Consider the following 18,371-nt stretch of genomic DNA (forward strand, 5'->3'; position numbering starts at 1 on the left):
TCAAAATCCCCTAGCTATCCATACTCAGCGATAAAAGCAGATATCACAAAACGCAACCGTACACAGATAAGTTAAAGCAGCTTTAAACGACTACTCAGCATCCACTGTGCCTATCTATCCATCATTTTAATAGCTGTGTTTCGGTTCAACATTATTTTCGCCACCATATTATATTAGAAAAAACTAAATTAACAGGCTATTGTATACTGAATTCATAGTAAAAATTCAACGCATTGGCCAAACCGCTGACGACCTCTAGATAAAATTTCGGAATCAATTGATAACGAACCGTGAGTTCATTATTGGTTGCAAACACGCCCATCCCATATTGAACCCGTACCCCAGGCAACAGATACCCACTCACTCGAACCTGCGTTGCATCACCACTACCCGCTGTTGATAGTTGTAACTGATCAATACCTACCTTTTCTCCTAACCGGGTCACAATTGCGCCCGTTTGGCTAACCCCCGTCGATAACAATAGTGATGTGAGCGCCGAGTTATCTTCCTGAGAAGTAATGCCATGACCTCTTAGCAGATAGGATAGTTGCTCATTTTGCGCCATCTGGGGATCAGAAAAAATATTCACCACTAATGCATGAGGAGGTCCCGATGCCGTGACGCCAACCGTCACATTATCATCGGTATTATCTGGATCTCGGATTGCTTTAACCGAAATATTCGGTTCATTCAACGGTCCACTAAAAGTGAGAGTCCCTGATTGGATCTGTAAATCCTGACCATAAGCTTTAAACCGCCCATCTTCTAGAGAGACCTGCCCCATGGCAAACAGATCCTGCTCCGGTTGCTGATGCAAATTTAATTGCCCGGTCAGCTGTGCTGTTAACCCTTCAGCATCCAAATAGAGTGCATTACCTAAATCGACGGTCATATTCATGGCCAACGCATGATTCTGACGTTGACTTTGAGGTTGGTCCAAAATGACAACATCATCGGAAAGTGAAATAGCGGATTGAGGTAACTGTGCAATCTTGATCAGGCCTTTATTAATCTGAATATGACCACTGATATCAATCTGTTGAGGATCTAGCTGAACCGTTAACTTTGGGGAAACAACCAGTTCAGCAGGGGGATAATGTACAGGCAACTGCTCTCCACTGAACATCAATCGTCCTTTAAACGCTCCCTGACTCCATCCCACTTGTCCATGCCAATGAGCCGGATGCCCTTGCGTATCAAACTGTCCTTGAATCTGAGCTTGTTGCCCACTGACTTGAATATCACAACGCAAATGATCCATCACCAATGGAATTGAAGGGCCGGACAGATGCCCTTCTTCAAGAAGAATCTGCCCTGATAACTGCGGCGCATCACTATAGCCGCGGATCTGAAGCTCTCCCTGAAGACGCCCATTTAATTCTGAAACGGTATCAAAAAACGGTGCCAATGAAGCGAGTTGAAAATGTTTCAGTGAAACAGTTCCCGTCAGAGGATAGCGCCGATCCGCCGTCATATTCGTACTTAAATCAGCCCGAGCCGATCCCAACTGTTGGCTATCGAAAACAGCAGCTACATGCAATTGCTGTGACGTGCTCACCAGCTGCAATTGAGCATTTTGATAGGTATAGCGCACCGGTTTCTGACCGAGCTTGGGAATAAGCAGTGTCCCAGACGTACTGTGCAAGGTCACTTTGGCATCCGGCACGCTTCCTCGTTGCCAGTGCAGATGAAACAAACCACTCAATGCTGCGGACCATTGCAGATGTTGCCACCAAGGCTGTACAAAGACCGGGACGGTAAGACTCTGGATTTGCCCCTCAAACTGAATCGAATCGGCCGAAAATAACGACGGTTCCGTCAGACAGAATTGCCCCTGATGCGAGATATCATGCAAGCATAATGGTTCGATTTTAAATTGTTGCTGCTCCCAAGCCATGCCAGTCGGATGCTGTAACGACCACTGTACCTCTGAATCCGTTACCGACAACGCCTCAAGTTGCCCCTGCCATTTAAAGCGGTTACCCAAACCGGCAATACGCATCCGCAGCTGACGATGATCTTGAATAGCCTGAAAATTCAGGCTTTGCTGCCCTGCACTATGGTAGGTCGCTTTCATATCGACCGCCGGATAACGGCCATACTGAAATTGCTGTAATGTCAATGTACTGTCGCCAGATAACCGCTCATCCAGTCGTATATGTCCCTGCCCAACGAATTGTTTGAATTGAATCGCAGCCGGAGCATAAGCAAGTTGTTGTCCCTGGCTCTGCCAACTTAACAGCAATGCCTGAAACGGTCCTTCCAGAACCATATGTCCGGCTATTTTCCCAGAGAGCCCCGGCCAGAGCTGATCCAGATGTGAAAGATTAAACGTCCCCGTCAGATGAACTTTTTCTCCAATAGCCCCTTCAAGATGCACTTGATTCTTCCCCAATGTGCCATGCATCTTCAGTTGTTGGACCTGTTTCCAGTTTAGCCCTGCCGCATCCAATTCAACTGCATACCGTTGTTTTTGCCAACGCCCATGAATCCGACCATCACTCAATTGCCATTGATGACCCTGTACTCCGATATCGACGGTTCCATCACTAATGACAGGCAATGACACCGGGCTCCAAGGATTTAAATCCAAATGTTTCGCTTGTAACTGCAACTGTGCACTTAGGCTTTGCCAATTTCCGTGCCCCATCACCTCAAGCTGACCGGTTCCGGTCGCCAGTTTTAGCCTCACATTCTGTTGTTGTTGCCAATCCCCCTGAAGCGTACCAGTCAGCTGCAGAACCTGCTTTGCTTGCAATGAAGCCTGCAAAGTTCCCTGATATCCACGCAACGAACCCGTTAATTGCAATTGGCCTTGGAGATCACCAATAGACTCCGGCTCTCCAGACAAAAGCTTCCCTTTTAACTGCAATGAAAATGGTAATGTCGGATCATCCCAATTCAACTGTCCGGTTAATTTGGCATCTCCCATTCCACGATAAGCGGCCTGAACGTCCAGCTGCTTCGCCGGTCCGGTCGCCGCCACATCCAACTGATGGGTCATCCCCCGCCAAGGGGCTGTTATCTGTAACTTGAGATTCGCCAGAAAAGGAGAGGCTAAAGCCAGTTGCAACTGACCGGCAACAGAGCCTTCGGGGCTATGGAACTGCAAATCTGAAATCATCCATTGTTCCGGTGTAAATTGCCCCCGAAACCGGATCAATGAAATGGGTGTCGGCCATATCGATGTCTGCCCATCATGAGCCATAAACCGCTGCACTGTTATCGAATATGGGAATTTGAAAACAGCCAATTGAGAGGTTAATGCACTCACTAATTGATGAGGGACTGCCATCGGTGAAGATATTGAGGTTACTGGCCCTGCGGCTCGGTAATACCAGTCATCCAGTTGTACGGTTCCTAACTGAATCCGATCAGAGTGCCCAAACGCATAGTCTATAGTGAGCTTCTGCCATCCCCACTGCTGCTGATCAACCTCAAACTGAGCTTGTCGAATACGCAGCCGATCAACGGCGACGGACCATCGTCCAAGCTCTAATTCTGAATCGGTAGCAGAGCTCTGCGGCGAAGAGGCCGCTAATGCGGATGATTGAATCATCACCCTGAGCTGATCAGCTCTAATATCATGGATACAGATTTTACGAGCCAGTAAGCATGTACTATCTAAAGTGATTTGAGGGTTTTGAGCAAAAACAAACAGTCCTGATTTTTGATAGCGCATCTGCTCAGCTGAAAATCCGCTCCAGAGTGTGCCGTGTAACCCCCGGATTTGCAGTTCTGGAAGATCTTGGAGCAGACGATTGATGGCCCAGGCATTAAATCGAGGGCTCGCCAACAATGCGGTCACGGCAATGACCACCCCCAGAATTCCCAGACCCAGTGCAAATCCAGCACGACGCCAATAGGTCATAAATCCGGCCCCAGAGAAAAATGCACTCGCCAGCTATCCGGAGCATCCACCAATCCTTTAGCAAAATCGATACGAACCGGACCAATCAGCGTTAACCAGCGGATGCCAACCCCAGCACCGGCATAGAGTCGGTGATGCAAATCATTGGCGGCAGTCCCGGTGTCATAAAACACAGCCGCTCGCCACTTCGAAGCAAACTGGTAGTTATATTCAACACTAGCCGTCGCCAAATATTTACCTCCCACCAATTGTCCTTCCTGATCTTCAGGACTGATACTTTTATAGGTGTAGCCTCGGATACTTTGATCGCCCCCGGCGAAAAAACGCATCGATGCCGGAACCTGATCAATATCATCCACCCAAATAGCTCCCAATGAAGTTCGGGAAATCAATCGATGTCGTCCCAAACTGCGCAACCATTTCGCCTGGAAAACCAACTTGGTTAAATTTACATCAGAGAGCCAAGCTTTATTCGCTGTTTGAGCCGTTACGGATATCAAATCCCCAGAGACAGGATCACTTTTTGCTCCCTCACGCCGTAACCGAGTCAAACTGAATCCAGGCAGAAACAATATCGTTGAATCAGACTGATGCCCCTGCCGATAATCTTCATACAAAGTTTTATAAAACAGAGTTGGTGTCCATTGTGGATCAATATACCACTGGCGGGATAACGTCAGCTGATGGCTACGGCTATCAGTATCATTTTCCAACTCTCGTTTATAGCTGGTTTGCAACGCTACAAAATCGTTAACTGGATTCGTAACCGGGATCCGATATTCCGTCTCCAAGGTCTGTTCGCTACTGGAGCCTTCAACTGCCGCAGAAAAACTATGCCCAAAACGATTCACCCAAGGGTGAGACCATGTCAACTGCCCTTTTAATCCCAGATCAGTCGAATATCCTAACCCTACACTAAATGTATCTGATGGTTTACGAGTGGCCGCGACTTCTAGATCAATCAAACCATCATGACGATGTGCCAACATTGGAGTGACCATCACCGATTTAAAATAGCCGGTTTGATTCAATGCCTGACTAAACTCAACAATTTGATCGGCCTGATAAGGATCACCGGAATGAAATGGAGCAAGTCCGGTCAGTAGCGAACGGGGAACATCCGGGTCGGCAAATACAATCTGCCCCATTCGATAACGTACACCGCTATTATATTGGATATGAATGATTGCCTGATGTTGCGCAAGAGAAATTTGGACCTGACTATGCAGAAATTTGCCGTCAAAATAGCCTTGGGTCAACGCAAACTGATTCATCGCACTTTTTAGTGCTTCATATTGGCCGCTATGAAACGGTTTCCCAACAATCAGCGCATGGTTTTGTAATAACAGCTTAAATCGAGGATCTTGGGTCATTTCCCCTTTTAAATCTAAATCGACATGGGCAATATTAACGCTGGGCCCCGGATCCAAACGGACATCAATCCGCCGGGAATCGGCCGGGCCAGAGACCTCAATCTGATTGTGACTTTGAAAATACCCCAACGCCTGCAATGCCTGCTGCGTTTTTTTGAGGCTCTGGCGATGAATATCAGCCTGGCTCACTTGAGCACCGAACTGTTGGGCTTCTAAAAATAGCCGGACATTCTCTTGCTCGGCCGATGAACCACCCTGAATATGATAACTTTCAGCAGACAGCGTTAAACCACTAACACCCATTAGCCCTATCAATAAAAACCAGCGCAAATACATTTCCTGATATAATCGCATTACGGAATGAGTGTGACAAAGTTTAGATACAGATGATAGAACCCCATGAACAAAATTGGCCAAAACCAGTCATTGGGCTGGCAGGTTACAGTGGTGCAGGAAAAACAACGCTCTTATGCCAGCTGGTTGAAATTATAACCGCCAAAGGCTTCAATGTTGCTGTGATTAAGCACAGTCATCACCAGATTGAACTCGATAAACCAGGAAAAGATAGTTATCGGATCAAGCATAGTGGAGCCAGACAGTTGCTGTTGAGTTGTCCAAATCAGGTGATATTATTTGCCCAGCAACGCAACCACGACTCCGTCGAATCACAACTGGCCCGGCTACAGTGGTCTGAAATCGATTTAGTTCTCGTTGAAGGATACCGCCACAGCGCCATCCCTAAATTTGAAATTCACCGACCCGCACTGCAAAAACCGCTACTTGCTGATCAAGATCCCCATATTTTTGCCATCGCAACCAATGAGCCTTTATCACCGCAATCGTTACCCATTTGGCCCCTCGACGATGCTGAATATATCGCGGAGCAGTTACTTCAACATCTTTAAAACAACGCTTGATTTCAGTTATTTCAATCAGTCTGACGGGCTAAAAACTGCTGCATCGCTGCAATAGTGGCTTCACTACAATGATGTTCGATTCCTTCAGCATCACTGTGAGCCACTTCTTCTGGAACCCCCAGAGCTATCAACGTCTGCAAAATAGTCTGGTGTCGGTGCGAAACCTGAATAGCCAACTCCGAGCCTTGCGAGGTCAGAAAGATCCCCCGATAAGGCCGAGCTTCAACAAAACCGTCCCGGCGCAACTTAGCGATCACTTTCGATACCGCCGCAGGACTGACTTCAAACCGGATGGCTAAATCACTGGCTCTTGCTTCACCACCTTCAGCATGCAACCGGGCAATTTCCTCAACGTAATCTTCAACCAGCTCTCGCTGATGATCTTCTTTAACTCTTTGAAAATAAGTCTTTTGTGGCACAAGGATTACCAATGATTCGTCTGATTTATTTACTCCATGATTGTATAAAATAACACATAGCCGTTCAGGATAATAATTAATCCACAAAGGACCCCTCCAATCACCGATAACCACCGTTTATTCACTAAAACCCCCATCAGATGTCGGTTGGAGGTAAACATGAGTAAAGGGATCAACGCAAACGGTATCCCAAAGCTCAAAACAACCTGACTGGCGACCAAGGCTTTTTGTTCCGAAACCCCTAACATAATTACCGCGATTGCGGGGATCATGGTAATGAGCCGCCGGATCCCGACCGGAATTGTAAAGCGCACAAATCCCTGCATCATCACCTGTCCCGACATGGTTCCAACAATAGAGGATGACAATCCTGCCAGCAGCAATGTGAAACCAAAAATATAACTGGCAAAATTTCCACCCATCAATGGGGCCAACAATTTATAACTTTCACTAATCGTTGCCACCCCTTCAAAACCATGACGATTAAATGCTGCGGCAGCCAATGCTAGAAGTGCGATATTAACCATCCCCGCCAGTGCCATTCCCACGATCACATCCCAGCGATAAAAACGCATTAATTTCAATCGATCACTGACATGTTGAGTCTGTACTCGTTTTTGCGATAAAGCCGAATGTAAATAAATGACATGTGGCATAATAGTAGCCCCTAAAATACCGGTAGCCAGATAAACAGCATAACTATCAGGAAAGGAAGGCACCAACAAGCCATGCGCCATTGCTAAGGGATCCGGATGGCTGAAAAACAATTCCAGAACAAATCCAGAAGCAATCGCCATAATCATGGCACCAATGATAATCTCCATCATCCGGAATCCATAACGCTGCATCTGCAATGCGGCATAAGTAATCACGCCGGTTAAAATAGCACCTTGCATTAAAGACAAACCGAATAATAAATTAAAGGCTAGTGCAGCCCCCAGAAATTCAGCTAAATCGGTTGCAATCGCCACAATTTCAGCTTGAACCCAATAGAACCAGACCAATGGTTTAGGGAAACGCTCTCGGATCATCTCCGCTAAATTTTTATCCGTGGCTAATCCTAACCGTGCAGATAATGACTGGATCACCATTGCCATAATATTGGCAACTAACACGACCCACAGCAGGGTGTAACCGTACCGGGATCCCGCTTCAATATTCGTTGCGAAATTTCCCGGATCAACATAAGCAACTGCTGCAATCAAAGCTGGGCCAAAGAAGGCAAGCCAGCCCATTTTACCGCCATGTCCCGACAGAGTGCGGGTCGCCTTAAGCTGTATGGCACGATTTGAAATAGATTGCAGCATGATGAATAATCCAGCAAAGTTAACCTTGGTTAACTATATAACCCAAGGTTAATCCATTGCAAGCGGCACAACATCTATCATTCGATATTAAATAGATTAAACAATAGAAATGTCAATTTTATCTAATTGATTAATAAGGATAAATATGAATTTCACAAGGGCGGAGAACAACCCTTTGAAAATATCAAAGGGTTTGATAAGTTTTAGCAATGAGGGGGCTTTTCTTCTAATGAAAAATTTAAACCAAGTCTGAATCTGTATTTTTTTTACTGCGAATAAGATTCAATGCCTCAACAGCCATCGAGAAAAACATCGCAAAATAGATATAGCCCTTGGGTACTTCAATATCACAGCTTTCCAAAATCAATGTAAAGCCAACCAGAATTAAAAAGGCCAAAGCCAACATTTTGACCGATGGGTGAGACTCCACAAAATCACCGATAACTTTAGCAGCCAGCATCATGATCAACACCGCAATCACAATAGCCGCCATCATGATGAACAAATGATCGGATAACCCCACGGCAGTAATCACCGAATCTAAACTAAAAATAATATCCAGCAGCATAATTTGCAAAATAGCGCCCCAAAACGGTAAGCGCCGATGACTCCGCTCATGGCCACTATTTTCAATGCTCTCATGAATTTCGCTGCTGGCTTTCCAAATTAAAAATACACCCCCACCAAACAAAATGAGATCCCGAGCCGAAATATCCATCCCCCCAACGGAGAACAAAGGATGGATGAGATGGACTAACCACGCGATCACAGACAGCAATGCCAAGCGCACCAGCATCGCTCCCGCCAAACCAATATACCGAGCCGACTGACGCTGCTGTAACGGTAACTTACTCACAACCAAAGTCAGGAATATAATATTATCGATACCTAAAACTATTTCCAGAATCGTAAGTGTCCCCAATGCCAACCAAGCATTTGGATCACTAATCCAATTCATCATAAACAAACCTTATCTAATGAATCATCGCCAAAATATGGTGTACAATACATAGTCTGTATGTAAATCGCAGAACTTTAATAATGAATCGATATCATAATTTATGACGCTTTTTACCAATCATTATTAAAAGCAGGATAGACCCACATAGGCTGGATTAACTCCAACAAAACGCGTTTATAGCTGCTTCGATGCCGAAGTGTTTATCAGATAACGGCCACACCGTTCTGACTCATTCGAAGCTGCGACAAATGCGTAGAATTTCAGGATCGAGCCACCAAAGCAGGTAAATATTGTGCATAGCGCCATACAGAGTTCAAACTATTTTTACCATGATATAATGCTCGGGAAAACTTGACGCTGCAAAGCTAAGCTGTTGAAAATATCGCGCCAAGCTGAGACTATGAGCAAATATTTATTTTCCTGAATCTTTTAAATTTAGCTATGGTTTATAATAGTAGCGATAAAAAATGCATAGACCTATAGCCTATTCATAAGGGATATGAAGCGAACATTATGGAAGCAAAGTTTGTTAATCCATTTTTGAGTTCGTTGTTGAACGTTCTCAGCACGATGGCTCAATTAGAGCTGAAACCTCAGGCCCCTCGACTGAAAAAAGATGAAGTGGCAAGAGGTGATGTATCCGGAGTTATTGGTATGATAGGACCAATGACCAAAGGATCTTTTTCTATCAGTTTTGACAAAAGCTTAGCTCTTGAAGTCATGCATCGCATGCTGGGTGAACGACCTAAAGACATTAACGATGATGTCACAGACATGATCGGGGAAATCACCAATATGGTCACCGGTGGGGCTAAACGCATCCTAGCGGATCAGGGATATGAATTTAACATGGCGACTCCGATTGTTGTTTCCGGACCGTCTCACACGATTCAACACAAAACGGATGGAGCAAAAATACTGATGCCATTCACATCCGAATATGGCATAGCGACTATTGAAATTTGCTTTGCAAAATAATTCAACGCATTAAAATTTGTTGTAAGCTCAAGGAGCTATTGTTTACGTATTAATCACTCATTATCTTTTATATTGATAAATTCAATGCTGAGCTGTTCAATAATAAAATGAACAGCTATTGACATAGACCTTTATAAGGTCTGATTTTTACTCATTTTTAATTCTGAGAGTGATTAAAATTTAATTTTTAGATTTTTTTCATATTAAAAATCGCTGCATCTTTACTCTATAGTAAGAGAGTGTAGGATCCGCCTCTTCTTTATTTATTCACTCACCCACTCGTTGTACCGGAACCATGATTGTTCTATTAGAATCCATAAAGTCAGGCCAATTTGCCCCTAAAAACATCCTCCACAATATCACTTCGGGAATTATTGTCGGTGTTGTCGCATTGCCGTTAGCCATGGCATTTGCGATTGCCTCTGGTGTTAAACCAGAACAAGGCTTGTACACCGCCATCATCGCGGGCATCGCAGTATCCATATTCGGGGGGTCAAAAGTGCAAATTGCCGGGCCCACCGGTGCTTTTATTGTCATCTTATCGGGTATTGTCCAGCAATATGGGGTCTCAGGATTACAAATCGCCACGATGATGGCCGGTGTGATTTTATTTTTATTGGGAATTAGCAAACTAGGCAGTATCATCCACTTCATTCCGAAACCCGTCATCATCGGCTTTACCAGCGGTATTGGCGTCACGATTTGGGTCGGACAATGGAAAGATTTTTTCGGGTTATCGGGTATAACCGGAGCGCATTTTCATGAAAAATTATTCTCACTGATTAAGGCACTTCCCCATCTACAGCTTGCAACCACTGGATTAGCACTGCTATCGTTGGCGATCGTTATTTTTATCCCCAAAATTCCCAAACTATCCAAAATACCGGGCCCACTCATGGCCTTGGTTGTCGTAACGCTAATTCAGTATTTTTGCCAGTTTGATAATGTTCGCACTATCGGCAGCGCCTTTGGAGGTATTCCTCAAGGTTTACCGACTTTTGCACTTCCCCCCATGACCATTTCTACCATGCTCACCCTGATTGGCCCGGCCTTCGCTATCGCCATGTTAGGCGCTATCGAATCGCTACTTTCAGCCGTGGTCGCCGATGGAATGGCGGGAACAAAACACGATTCCAATCAGGAGCTGATCGGCCAAGGGATTGCTAACCTGCTCTCCCCTTTATTTGGGGGAATTGCCGCAACGGGAGCCATCGCCCGAACTGCAACCAATATCCGAAATGGTGGAAATTCACCCATTTCCGGTATTGTGCATGCCATTACTTTAACGGTGATCCTACTTGTTTTAGCCCCGTTGGCGACCACGATTCCATTGGCCACACTCAGTGCCATTTTATTTGTGGTCGCGTGGAACATGAGTGAAGCCGGACACTTTATCAAACTGATCAAATGCGCCCCCAGAGCAGATGTCGTTATCTTATTGTTAACATTCTGTCTGACTGTGTTTGCCGATTTAGTCGTTGCCGTCAATATTGGTGTCATCATCGCCATTTTGCATTTTGTCAGACGAATGGCTTCCAGTGTCGAAGTTAAACCTAATGTAGACACGGACTTATCGCAGGAGTTACAACGCCACGGGATCGAACATCTCCCCCGCGAGCTAGCTGTTTATGCCCTAGAAGGTCCGTTTTTCTTTGCCGCCGCAGAGACCTTTGAGCATGTCATGACCCGGATCCAAGATGATCCCAAAATTTTAATTTTACGATTAAAATGGGTTCCATTTATGGACATTACCGGATTACAAACATTAGAAGATATTATTCGTCGTTTTCAAAAGAAAAATACTCAGGTTGTAATCTCCGGGGCGAATCCCCGAGTGACTTATAAGCTGAAAAAAGCCAAGATTATTTCATTAATTGGTGAGCAAAATTTTTATCTGCAATTTGATGATGCACTAGATGCCAGCTTAAATACTTTAATTCCAACATCCAATAACTTGCAGCAATAGATTTATTCAATAGAGCTATCCAGCTAATGGATAGCTCTATTTCATTGCATCATCATCACGTTGTCCACTTCCCCATTAATGAGACAGTTCTAAAGTAGAGTTTTCCAGTTGTTTCCGGTAAGCCGCCGGAGGCAGATGACCAAGACTTTCATGGGTTCGCCATTCGTTGTAATCCAGTCGCCAGAACCACGCCATTTCTTGCACCTGCTCCAGTGATTCAAATAAATAGGCATCTAAAAATTCTCGACGAAATGAGCCATTAAATCGCTCAACAAATCCGTTTTGTTGAGGCTTACCTGGTTGAATATGAATAAGTTGAATCGTCTGCTGTTCACACCAATTCGTTAATTTGGATGAGATAAGCTCCGGGCCATTATCAACTCGCAGTTGGACCGGTAATCCTCGTTCCACTTTGAGTTGCTCCAGTACCCGAATGACCCGTTCTGCCGGGAGTGATGTATCCACTTCGATGGCCAGACATTCTCTCGTTCCTTCATCAACAACATTCAGTGTTCGGAAACGTTTTCCGCAGGACAATCCATCGTGCATAAAATCTAATGCCCACTGATGATCGGCCCTGGCTTCAACATGTAATGGATGGGCCATACGCTTCGGTAACACTCGTTTAACCCGTCGTTTCAGGTTTAACCCCATTCGGCAATAGACCCGATACACTCGTTTATGATTAAACGGATATCCTTTGTAACGGAGTCGGCCAAAGCACTTCCAGAAACCCGCTCGGGGCGACGTGTTGAGTTCTGCACGCAGCGCATCAATCACAGCCGCATCCCTTTGTCGCCAATCCATGACGGGTCGGTAATAACTCGAACGACTGATATCAACCAGTGAGCAGGCTTTTAAAATGCTCAGGCCTGAGTTAACCAGCAACCAGGCACAATGACGCTTCTCCGTGCTCACCAACCCTTTTTTGCGAAGAGCTCCTTCATGGCCTTATTTTCCAAACTCACTTCAGCAAATAACTGTTTCAGCTTGGTATTTTCATCTTCCAGCTCTTTAACTCGTTTTAGTTCAGAAGCATCCATTCCACCGTATTTCGATTTCCATTTATAATAGGTGGCCGAACTCATGCCGTGTTTGCGACATATGTCTTCCACTTTCATCCCCGTATCAGCCTCTTTGAGGATATTGACGATCTGAGTTTCAGTAAATCGTGATTGTTTCATGGTTCTCTCCTACATCTATTAGTGTAGAAAACTCCATTTAAGTTTGTCTCAGTTTAGGGGAAGTGGACAACGTCATATACCTTAAAGGCTCACGTTTAGATACTCTAATACAAGAGCCTGTAGCACAACTATCTATTCTAAGCGTTGAGGATGGAATATAGTGCACAGCTCAATATAATGGAATATATCTTCATGATTAGAGGGTACATCAAATAACAAAGGCTAAGCAATTGCTTGGTTTATAGCCTGACCACTAATTATACACAACCCACCCATTAAGGATGAATGCGAATGTTCAGGGGCACTCTATTAATCTGTATCACTTTATTCTCTTTAACCGCTTATGCCGAACAGGATAAAAATCCATCTGCATTTGAGGTAAAATTAAAAGCTGACTCCATCCGAATTGTAAAAACTAATAAACCACTCAATGAAAAAGGGATGCTTTACATTGGAGATGTTTTAGCAATTCAAAACGACAAAAATTTTATTATTACTGCAGCCAGAAACGGTAAAGGGAAACTGATTCGTTTTGTGGGTATTTCCTATAGCAAAAATACAAATTTTACTAATATAGACCGACTCGCAAAAGCTAAAAAAGAAGCCGGAATTTTTTATAATTTAAAATTAATAGCAAAAGGCAGTGTTAACGAAATAAGAGCTGTCAGAAAATCAACCGTTCCAGTTCTTTCCGCAACAGATATCGGATTTCTTGTTACCGATCAATAAGAGCAATATTGAATATCATTGACGCAAAAAAACAATATCGCTCATATCTAAGAATTAGGGGAAGAACAAATTCCCCCGTTTACTCAAATATACGGGAATGACTAGCAGCATCAACCAGTACACGTATCTTATTGTTTTATAAATCAATAATAAATTCACATTAATCTAGTTTCTTCACTCATGTCGTAAAATTGCACCCATTGTGCTCAACTTTTTTCCATTTGCATTTTTTTGGTGCGTCCATTTTGTGCGTCACGGGTTTCATTACCCCCTTTATTTTTCTATAACTATTTGTTTTACATAGAGATATAAAACGAGGCATACTATATGCTTTAATTGGTTGCAACATTGGGGCATCAGGGCGTGTAAGTACGCTGATTTCTCTGTGCTGAGACAATTTGCTAATAGATGACTAGGGTTCCGATTACTTATGTTAAGTAATGACTGGTCCGAGAGTTATCGACCTTCTTGAGGTTACACGGCGGGATAAAAGCCCGGGAGACCAACGGCGCACAGCCCTGATCTCCCGTTATTTGAACCGTTCCCAAGGAGGGAAAGATGCAATACTCAACTGTTCTTATTAAGCTTCGATGGCTTCTTGCGCCGTTATTACTGCTCGTTTCTTTGTGTTCTTTTGCTAACCCGACTTTTAACATTGCTTGGTCTATCTATGCGGGATGGATGCCTTGGGATTATGCCCAACAAAGTGGCATCCTGAAAAAATGGGCTGATAAATACCACATCAATATTAATCTGGTTCAGGTTAATGACTACGTCGAGTCCATCAACCAATATACCGCCGGTAAATTTGCAGGTTGTGTCATGACCAACATGGACGCGTTAACCATTCCTGCGGCTAGCGGTGTCGATTCCAGCGCTATTATTGTCGGTGATTATTCAGATGGGAATGACGGCATTGTGCTTAAAAACAAATCGTCACTCAAAGCGATTAAGGGCCAGCGTGTTAACTTGGTTTCTCTGAGTGTTTCTGAATATTTGCTAGCCCGTGCCCTGCAATTCCAGGGAATGAGCGAAAAAGATGTCACTCTCGTTAATACATCTGACTCAGATATCGTTTCTTCATTTGCCAGTGATGACGTGACCGCAACCGTCACCTGGAACCCAATGCTATCTGTCATTAAAGATCAGCCCAATGCTCACGAAGTATTTAGTTCGCATATGATCCCTGGTGAAATTCTGGACCTGATGGTCGTTAAAACCGATACCGTCAAACAACATCCTGAACTAGCCAAAGCGTTAACCGGTGCTTGGTATGAAACCATGCAGGTCATGTCCAAAAATGATGACAAAGGCCGTGAAGCTCGTTCCATGATGGCAAAAGCATCAGGGACTGATTTAGCGAACTATGAGGGCCAACTTAAAACCACTTATATGTTCTATTCACCAGAAAAAGCTGTCGCTCTGACCAACAACGCCAAACTCAAAGATACAATGTCGCGTATTGCCCGTTTCTCTTTTGATCATGGTTTATTAGGGGATAGCGCACCCAGTGCTCAGTTTATCGGTATCGAAACACCCACTGGCGTCTTTGGGGATAGTCATAATATCAAAATGCGTTTTAACCCAACCTTTATGCAACTTGCTGCAGACGGCAAATTATAACCTTTAGATAAGTCAAAGGAGCTTTCGATGAGCCGACTCATCAACCGCAAGCCTGATCACGTTAGTCGAGTACTATTAGGATTACTGCCGTTTATCATTATTTTGGCACTGTACATCATTAACTCGGAGGCCAGGCTGGCAGTCAATGCACAGGATAAACTACTCCCTTCGCTACATAGCATTGCCAACGCAATTTATCGTGTAGCGATGGTACCCAGTCGCCGTACCGGGGATTACCTACTGTGGTCAGATACCTGGTCCAGTTTACGGCTGTTAGTGATGGGTGTGGGGTTTAGTGCTTTGATCGGATTGGTGATCGGTCTGCTCAATGGCGCTATTCCATTAATCAAAGCTCCTTTGTCTCCTTTGTTTACCGCTTTATCACTGATTCCTCCGATGGCAATTTTACCGATTTTGTTTATTGCCTTCGGCCTCGGTGATTTTGCCAAAGTCATGCTCATTGTCATCGGAGTCTCGCCTATATTAGTGCGAGACCTGCAATTAAAAACGTCCAGTTTGCCGGCCGAGCAGCTCATTAAAGCCCAGACGCTTGGAGCATCCAGCTGGCATATTCTGATTCGAGTCATGCTGCCACAAGTGTTACCTCGTCTAATAGAAGCCGTCCGGTTAACACTCGGGAGTGCTTGGTTGTTTTTAATTGCGGCCGAAGCCATCGCCGCTACCAGTGGCTTGGGTTATCGAATATTTCTGGTTCGACGTTATCTGGATATGGCGGTGATTCTGCCTTATGTGGTCTGGATTACGCTGTTAGCATTCGCAATGGACTGGTTACTCAAGACCCTCTCCCATAAAGCATTTCCCTGGTATTACGGTCCAAATGGAGGAGAAAACGCATGAGCCAGCCGATTCTGCAAGCCAAAAACATTTGGAAAGAGTATGGCGATACCTGCGTTCTAGAACGCATTAATGTTGCGATTGATCCCGGTGAATTTATCACCGTCGTCGGAGCTTCCGGATGTGGCAAAAGTACCTTTTTAAAATTAATTTTAGGGACTGAACAAGCCAGCCGCGGTGAATTATTAATGGATGGAGAACCCATTCCTAATCAACCGGATGAACAGCGAGGGATTGTGTTTCAGAAATACTCGGTATTTCCACATCTAACGGCATTAGGTAATGTCATGCTCGCCGATGAATTCAGTCACTCCAAACTACTTGGAAAATTATTCGGCAAGACCAAGCAAGAAGTCAAAGAACGCGCTGAAGCCATGCTGGAACGCGTGGGACTCAGCCATGCCCTGCATCGCTATCCTCATGAACTTTCAGGGGGGATGCAGCAACGGCTAGCCATCGCCCAAGCCCTGATGAAACAACCACGGGTCATGCTACTCGATGAACCCTTCGGCGCACTGGATCCAGGGATTCGAGCGGATATGCACACTCTCATCCATGAGCTTTGGCAACAACAAGGGCTGACTATTTTCATGGTCACCCACGATTTAAAAGAAGGGTTTAAGTTAGGTAGTCGATTGTGGGTATTCGATAAAATTCGCCACGATCCACACGCCCCTGAGCGTTTTGGGGCTCAAATTACCTATGACATTGCGCTCAACCACCAGCAACTGGGAGCGCAAGATTTAAAAGATATTCAACATTCAATTAAGAGAGGAGAACAAGCATGAGTGAATTACTCTATGAAGATGATTTGCCCGGAAACAGCCACTGGTCGCTACAACTCGCAGCAGGAACCGCATTGAGGCTAACCGACATCGAAGGAGGGGCTAATGTCGGCATGTTATTTTACAACCCTCACAATCTTCTGGAACGCTATAATGCACCCGATACGCTAAAGTGCCAGCACACCTTTAAACTCACTGCGGGCCACTGTCTCTATTCGGATATGGGTCATATTTTCTGCTCTATCGTCGAAGATACCACTGGTTGGATCGATACCGTTGCCGGAACCACCAACAAAGCAATGGTCAATCAACGCTGGGGTGAACGCGATTATCAGCATGATCGCAATAACTGGAAACAAAACGGCTACGACAGCTTTTTAGTTGAAATTGCGAAATATGGTTTAGGTGATCGCGATCTGGCGGCTAATCTGAATTTATTTAGTAAAGTCGCTACCGATGAAGACGGCGCACTCGTTTATGCCCCAGAGCACTCCAAAGCGGGCGACTCCATTACCCTGCGCTTTGAAATGGACACCGTTGTAGTCATGAATAGTTGTCCTCATCCACTCAATCCGGCTGAACAATACCCGCACAAAGGCGTTCACTTTGAAGTCCTCCGTGCGGATCCAGTTCAGGATGATGATTTATGTCTGAACTCTCGACCTGAAAACGGCCGTGGTTTTGAAAACACCCGTCGTTACTGTCTGGGTTTAGGTATTGCTAAATAAGGAGAATGTGATGATCAAACAAAGTCCACTCAAAGCTGAAGATGCTATCTACCGTGAAACAGTTGATGCGGGTACTTACTGGCTACACACCGTTAAAGCGGGACAAACTTTTCGAATTGTCGACCTAGAAGGTAATCAGGCCGCAGATACCCTGTTTTTCAGTGCTGAAGATCCAGCAGAGCGTTATAGCGCTGTTGACACCATCCGTGAACAAGGCAATGTCTATCTGAGCACCGATACCGTATTGATGAGTAATCACTGTCGCCCAATGCTAACGATTACTGCTGATACCTGCGGCCGACATGACACTTTAGGCGGTGCCTGCGCCACCGAAAGTAACCAAATCCGCTATGCGCTAGAAAAGAAAAATATGCATGCCTGTCGCGACAGTTGGTTACTCGCCGTGACTGAAAATCCTGAGTATGGCTTAAGCAAACGAGACATCACTCATAATATTAACTTTTTTATGAATGTACCGATTACCACTGAAGGCGGTCTGACCTTTGCCGATGGGATTAGTGCACCGGGCAAATATGTCGAATTAACAGCCCAAATGGATGTGTTGGTGCTGATTTCGAACTGTCCACAGCTCAATAACCCCTGTAATGCCTATAATCCAACTCCAGTCGAAACTCTGATCTGGAACTAAATCGTAAAGAGCGCAAGGACGACCTT

15 protein-coding genes and 1 riboswitch are annotated in these 18,371 nt (G+C 44.8%); of the genes, 9 read left to right on the forward strand and 6 right to left on the reverse strand.

Going from position 1 to position 18,371, the window contains the following annotated elements; genetic code table 11:
• Nucleotides 1-196 precede the first annotated feature (196 nt).
• The gene (locus ABUE20_RS01560; RefSeq protein WP_408618041.1) at nucleotides 197-3,871 is read right to left on the reverse strand and encodes a translocation/assembly module TamB domain-containing protein; all 3,675 of its coding nucleotides are present in this window, start codon (nucleotides 3,869-3,871) and stop codon (nucleotides 197-199) included.
• The gene (locus ABUE20_RS01565) at nucleotides 3,868-5,574 is read right to left on the reverse strand and encodes an autotransporter assembly complex protein TamA (RefSeq protein WP_408618043.1); all 1,707 of its coding nucleotides are present in this window, start codon (nucleotides 5,572-5,574) and stop codon (nucleotides 3,868-3,870) included. Before ABUE20_RS01565 ends, ABUE20_RS01560 begins: the two co-directional genes overlap by 4 nt.
• Nucleotides 5,575-5,630: 56 nt before the next feature.
• Between ABUE20_RS01565 and mobB the strand changes: the two genes are divergently transcribed.
• Nucleotides 5,631-6,149: a molybdopterin-guanine dinucleotide biosynthesis protein B gene (gene mobB, locus ABUE20_RS01570; protein ID WP_408618045.1), complete on the forward strand. Its 519-nt coding sequence runs from the start codon at nucleotides 5,631-5,633 to the stop codon at nucleotides 6,147-6,149.
• 23 nt (nucleotides 6,150-6,172) lie between these two features.
• Here the strand turns inward: mobB and mntR are convergent, their stop codons facing one another.
• From mntR to ABUE20_RS01585, 3 genes are all read right to left on the reverse strand, one after another.
• Complete coding sequence (mntR, locus tag ABUE20_RS01575; RefSeq protein ID WP_408618046.1) at nucleotides 6,173-6,694, reverse strand: manganese-binding transcriptional regulator MntR; 522 nt, start codon at nucleotides 6,692-6,694, stop codon at nucleotides 6,173-6,175.
• Nucleotides 6,610-7,887 (reverse strand): Nramp family divalent metal transporter, encoded by a 1,278-nt coding sequence (locus ABUE20_RS01580; RefSeq protein WP_408618048.1) that lies wholly within the window; start codon nucleotides 7,885-7,887, stop codon nucleotides 6,610-6,612. Before ABUE20_RS01580 ends, mntR begins: the two co-directional genes overlap by 85 nt.
• A 238-nt stretch (nucleotides 7,888-8,125) precedes the next feature.
• Nucleotides 8,126-8,848 (reverse strand): TerC family protein, encoded by a 723-nt coding sequence (locus ABUE20_RS01585; RefSeq protein ID WP_408618049.1) that lies wholly within the window; start codon nucleotides 8,846-8,848, stop codon nucleotides 8,126-8,128.
• Nucleotides 8,849-9,361: 513 nt separating this feature from the next.
• On the opposite strand from ABUE20_RS01585, the gene ABUE20_RS01590 reads away from it, so the two are divergent.
• Both ABUE20_RS01590 and ABUE20_RS01595 read left to right on the forward strand, forming a co-directional pair.
• Nucleotides 9,362-9,826: a chemotaxis protein CheX gene (locus ABUE20_RS01590; protein WP_408618050.1), complete on the forward strand. Its 465-nt coding sequence runs from the start codon at nucleotides 9,362-9,364 to the stop codon at nucleotides 9,824-9,826.
• Nucleotides 9,827-10,121: 295 nt separating this feature from the next.
• Entirely contained in the window at nucleotides 10,122-11,792 is a 1,671-nt protein-coding gene (locus tag ABUE20_RS01595; protein WP_408618051.1) for a SulP family inorganic anion transporter, read from the forward strand.
• A 75-nt stretch (nucleotides 11,793-11,867) separates the two neighbouring features.
• Here the strand turns inward: ABUE20_RS01595 and ABUE20_RS01600 are convergent.
• A protein-coding gene (locus tag ABUE20_RS01600; RefSeq protein WP_408618053.1) for an IS3 family transposase occupies nucleotides 11,868-12,976 on the reverse strand; the annotation gives its coding sequence in 2 pieces (ribosomal slippage) (nucleotides 11,868-12,727 and nucleotides 12,727-12,976; 1,110 coding nt in all).
• Nucleotides 12,977-13,267: 291 nt separating this feature from the next.
• Between ABUE20_RS01600 and ABUE20_RS01605 the strand changes: the two genes are divergently transcribed.
• From ABUE20_RS01605 to ABUE20_RS01630, 6 genes are all read left to right on the forward strand, one after another.
• Entirely contained in the window at nucleotides 13,268-13,705 is a 438-nt protein-coding gene (locus tag ABUE20_RS01605) for a hypothetical protein (protein WP_408618055.1), read from the forward strand.
• A 401-nt stretch (nucleotides 13,706-14,106) separates the two neighbouring features.
• A riboswitch (guanidine-I (ykkC/yxkD leader) is annotated at nucleotides 14,107-14,208 on the forward strand.
• Nucleotides 14,209-14,263: 55 nt separating this feature from the next.
• Entirely contained in the window at nucleotides 14,264-15,328 is a 1,065-nt protein-coding gene (locus tag ABUE20_RS01610; RefSeq protein WP_408618056.1) for a putative urea ABC transporter substrate-binding protein, read from the forward strand.
• Between the two features lie 27 nt (nucleotides 15,329-15,355).
• A complete protein-coding gene (locus ABUE20_RS01615) occupies nucleotides 15,356-16,186 on the forward strand; it encodes an ABC transporter permease (protein ID WP_408618057.1) in 831 nt (276 codons plus the stop codon).
• A complete protein-coding gene (locus ABUE20_RS01620) occupies nucleotides 16,183-16,971 on the forward strand; it encodes an ABC transporter ATP-binding protein (RefSeq protein ID WP_408618059.1) in 789 nt (262 codons plus the stop codon). The genes ABUE20_RS01615 and ABUE20_RS01620 overlap by 4 nt, the downstream gene beginning before the upstream one ends.
• Nucleotides 16,968-17,696, forward strand: coding sequence for an urea amidolyase associated protein UAAP1 (locus ABUE20_RS01625; RefSeq protein WP_408618061.1), 729 nt, complete (start codon nucleotides 16,968-16,970; stop codon nucleotides 17,694-17,696). The genes ABUE20_RS01620 and ABUE20_RS01625 overlap by 4 nt, the downstream gene beginning before the upstream one ends.
• Before the next feature lie 10 nt (nucleotides 17,697-17,706).
• Entirely contained in the window at nucleotides 17,707-18,345 is a 639-nt protein-coding gene (locus ABUE20_RS01630) for an urea amidolyase associated protein UAAP2 (RefSeq protein WP_408618063.1), read from the forward strand.
• The last annotated feature ends 26 nt before the right edge of the window (nucleotides 18,346-18,371 follow it).

The sequence above is a fragment of the Celerinatantimonas marina genome (genome assembly GCF_046054165.1).
Classification (GTDB): domain Bacteria; phylum Pseudomonadota; class Gammaproteobacteria; order Enterobacterales; family Celerinatantimonadaceae; genus Celerinatantimonas.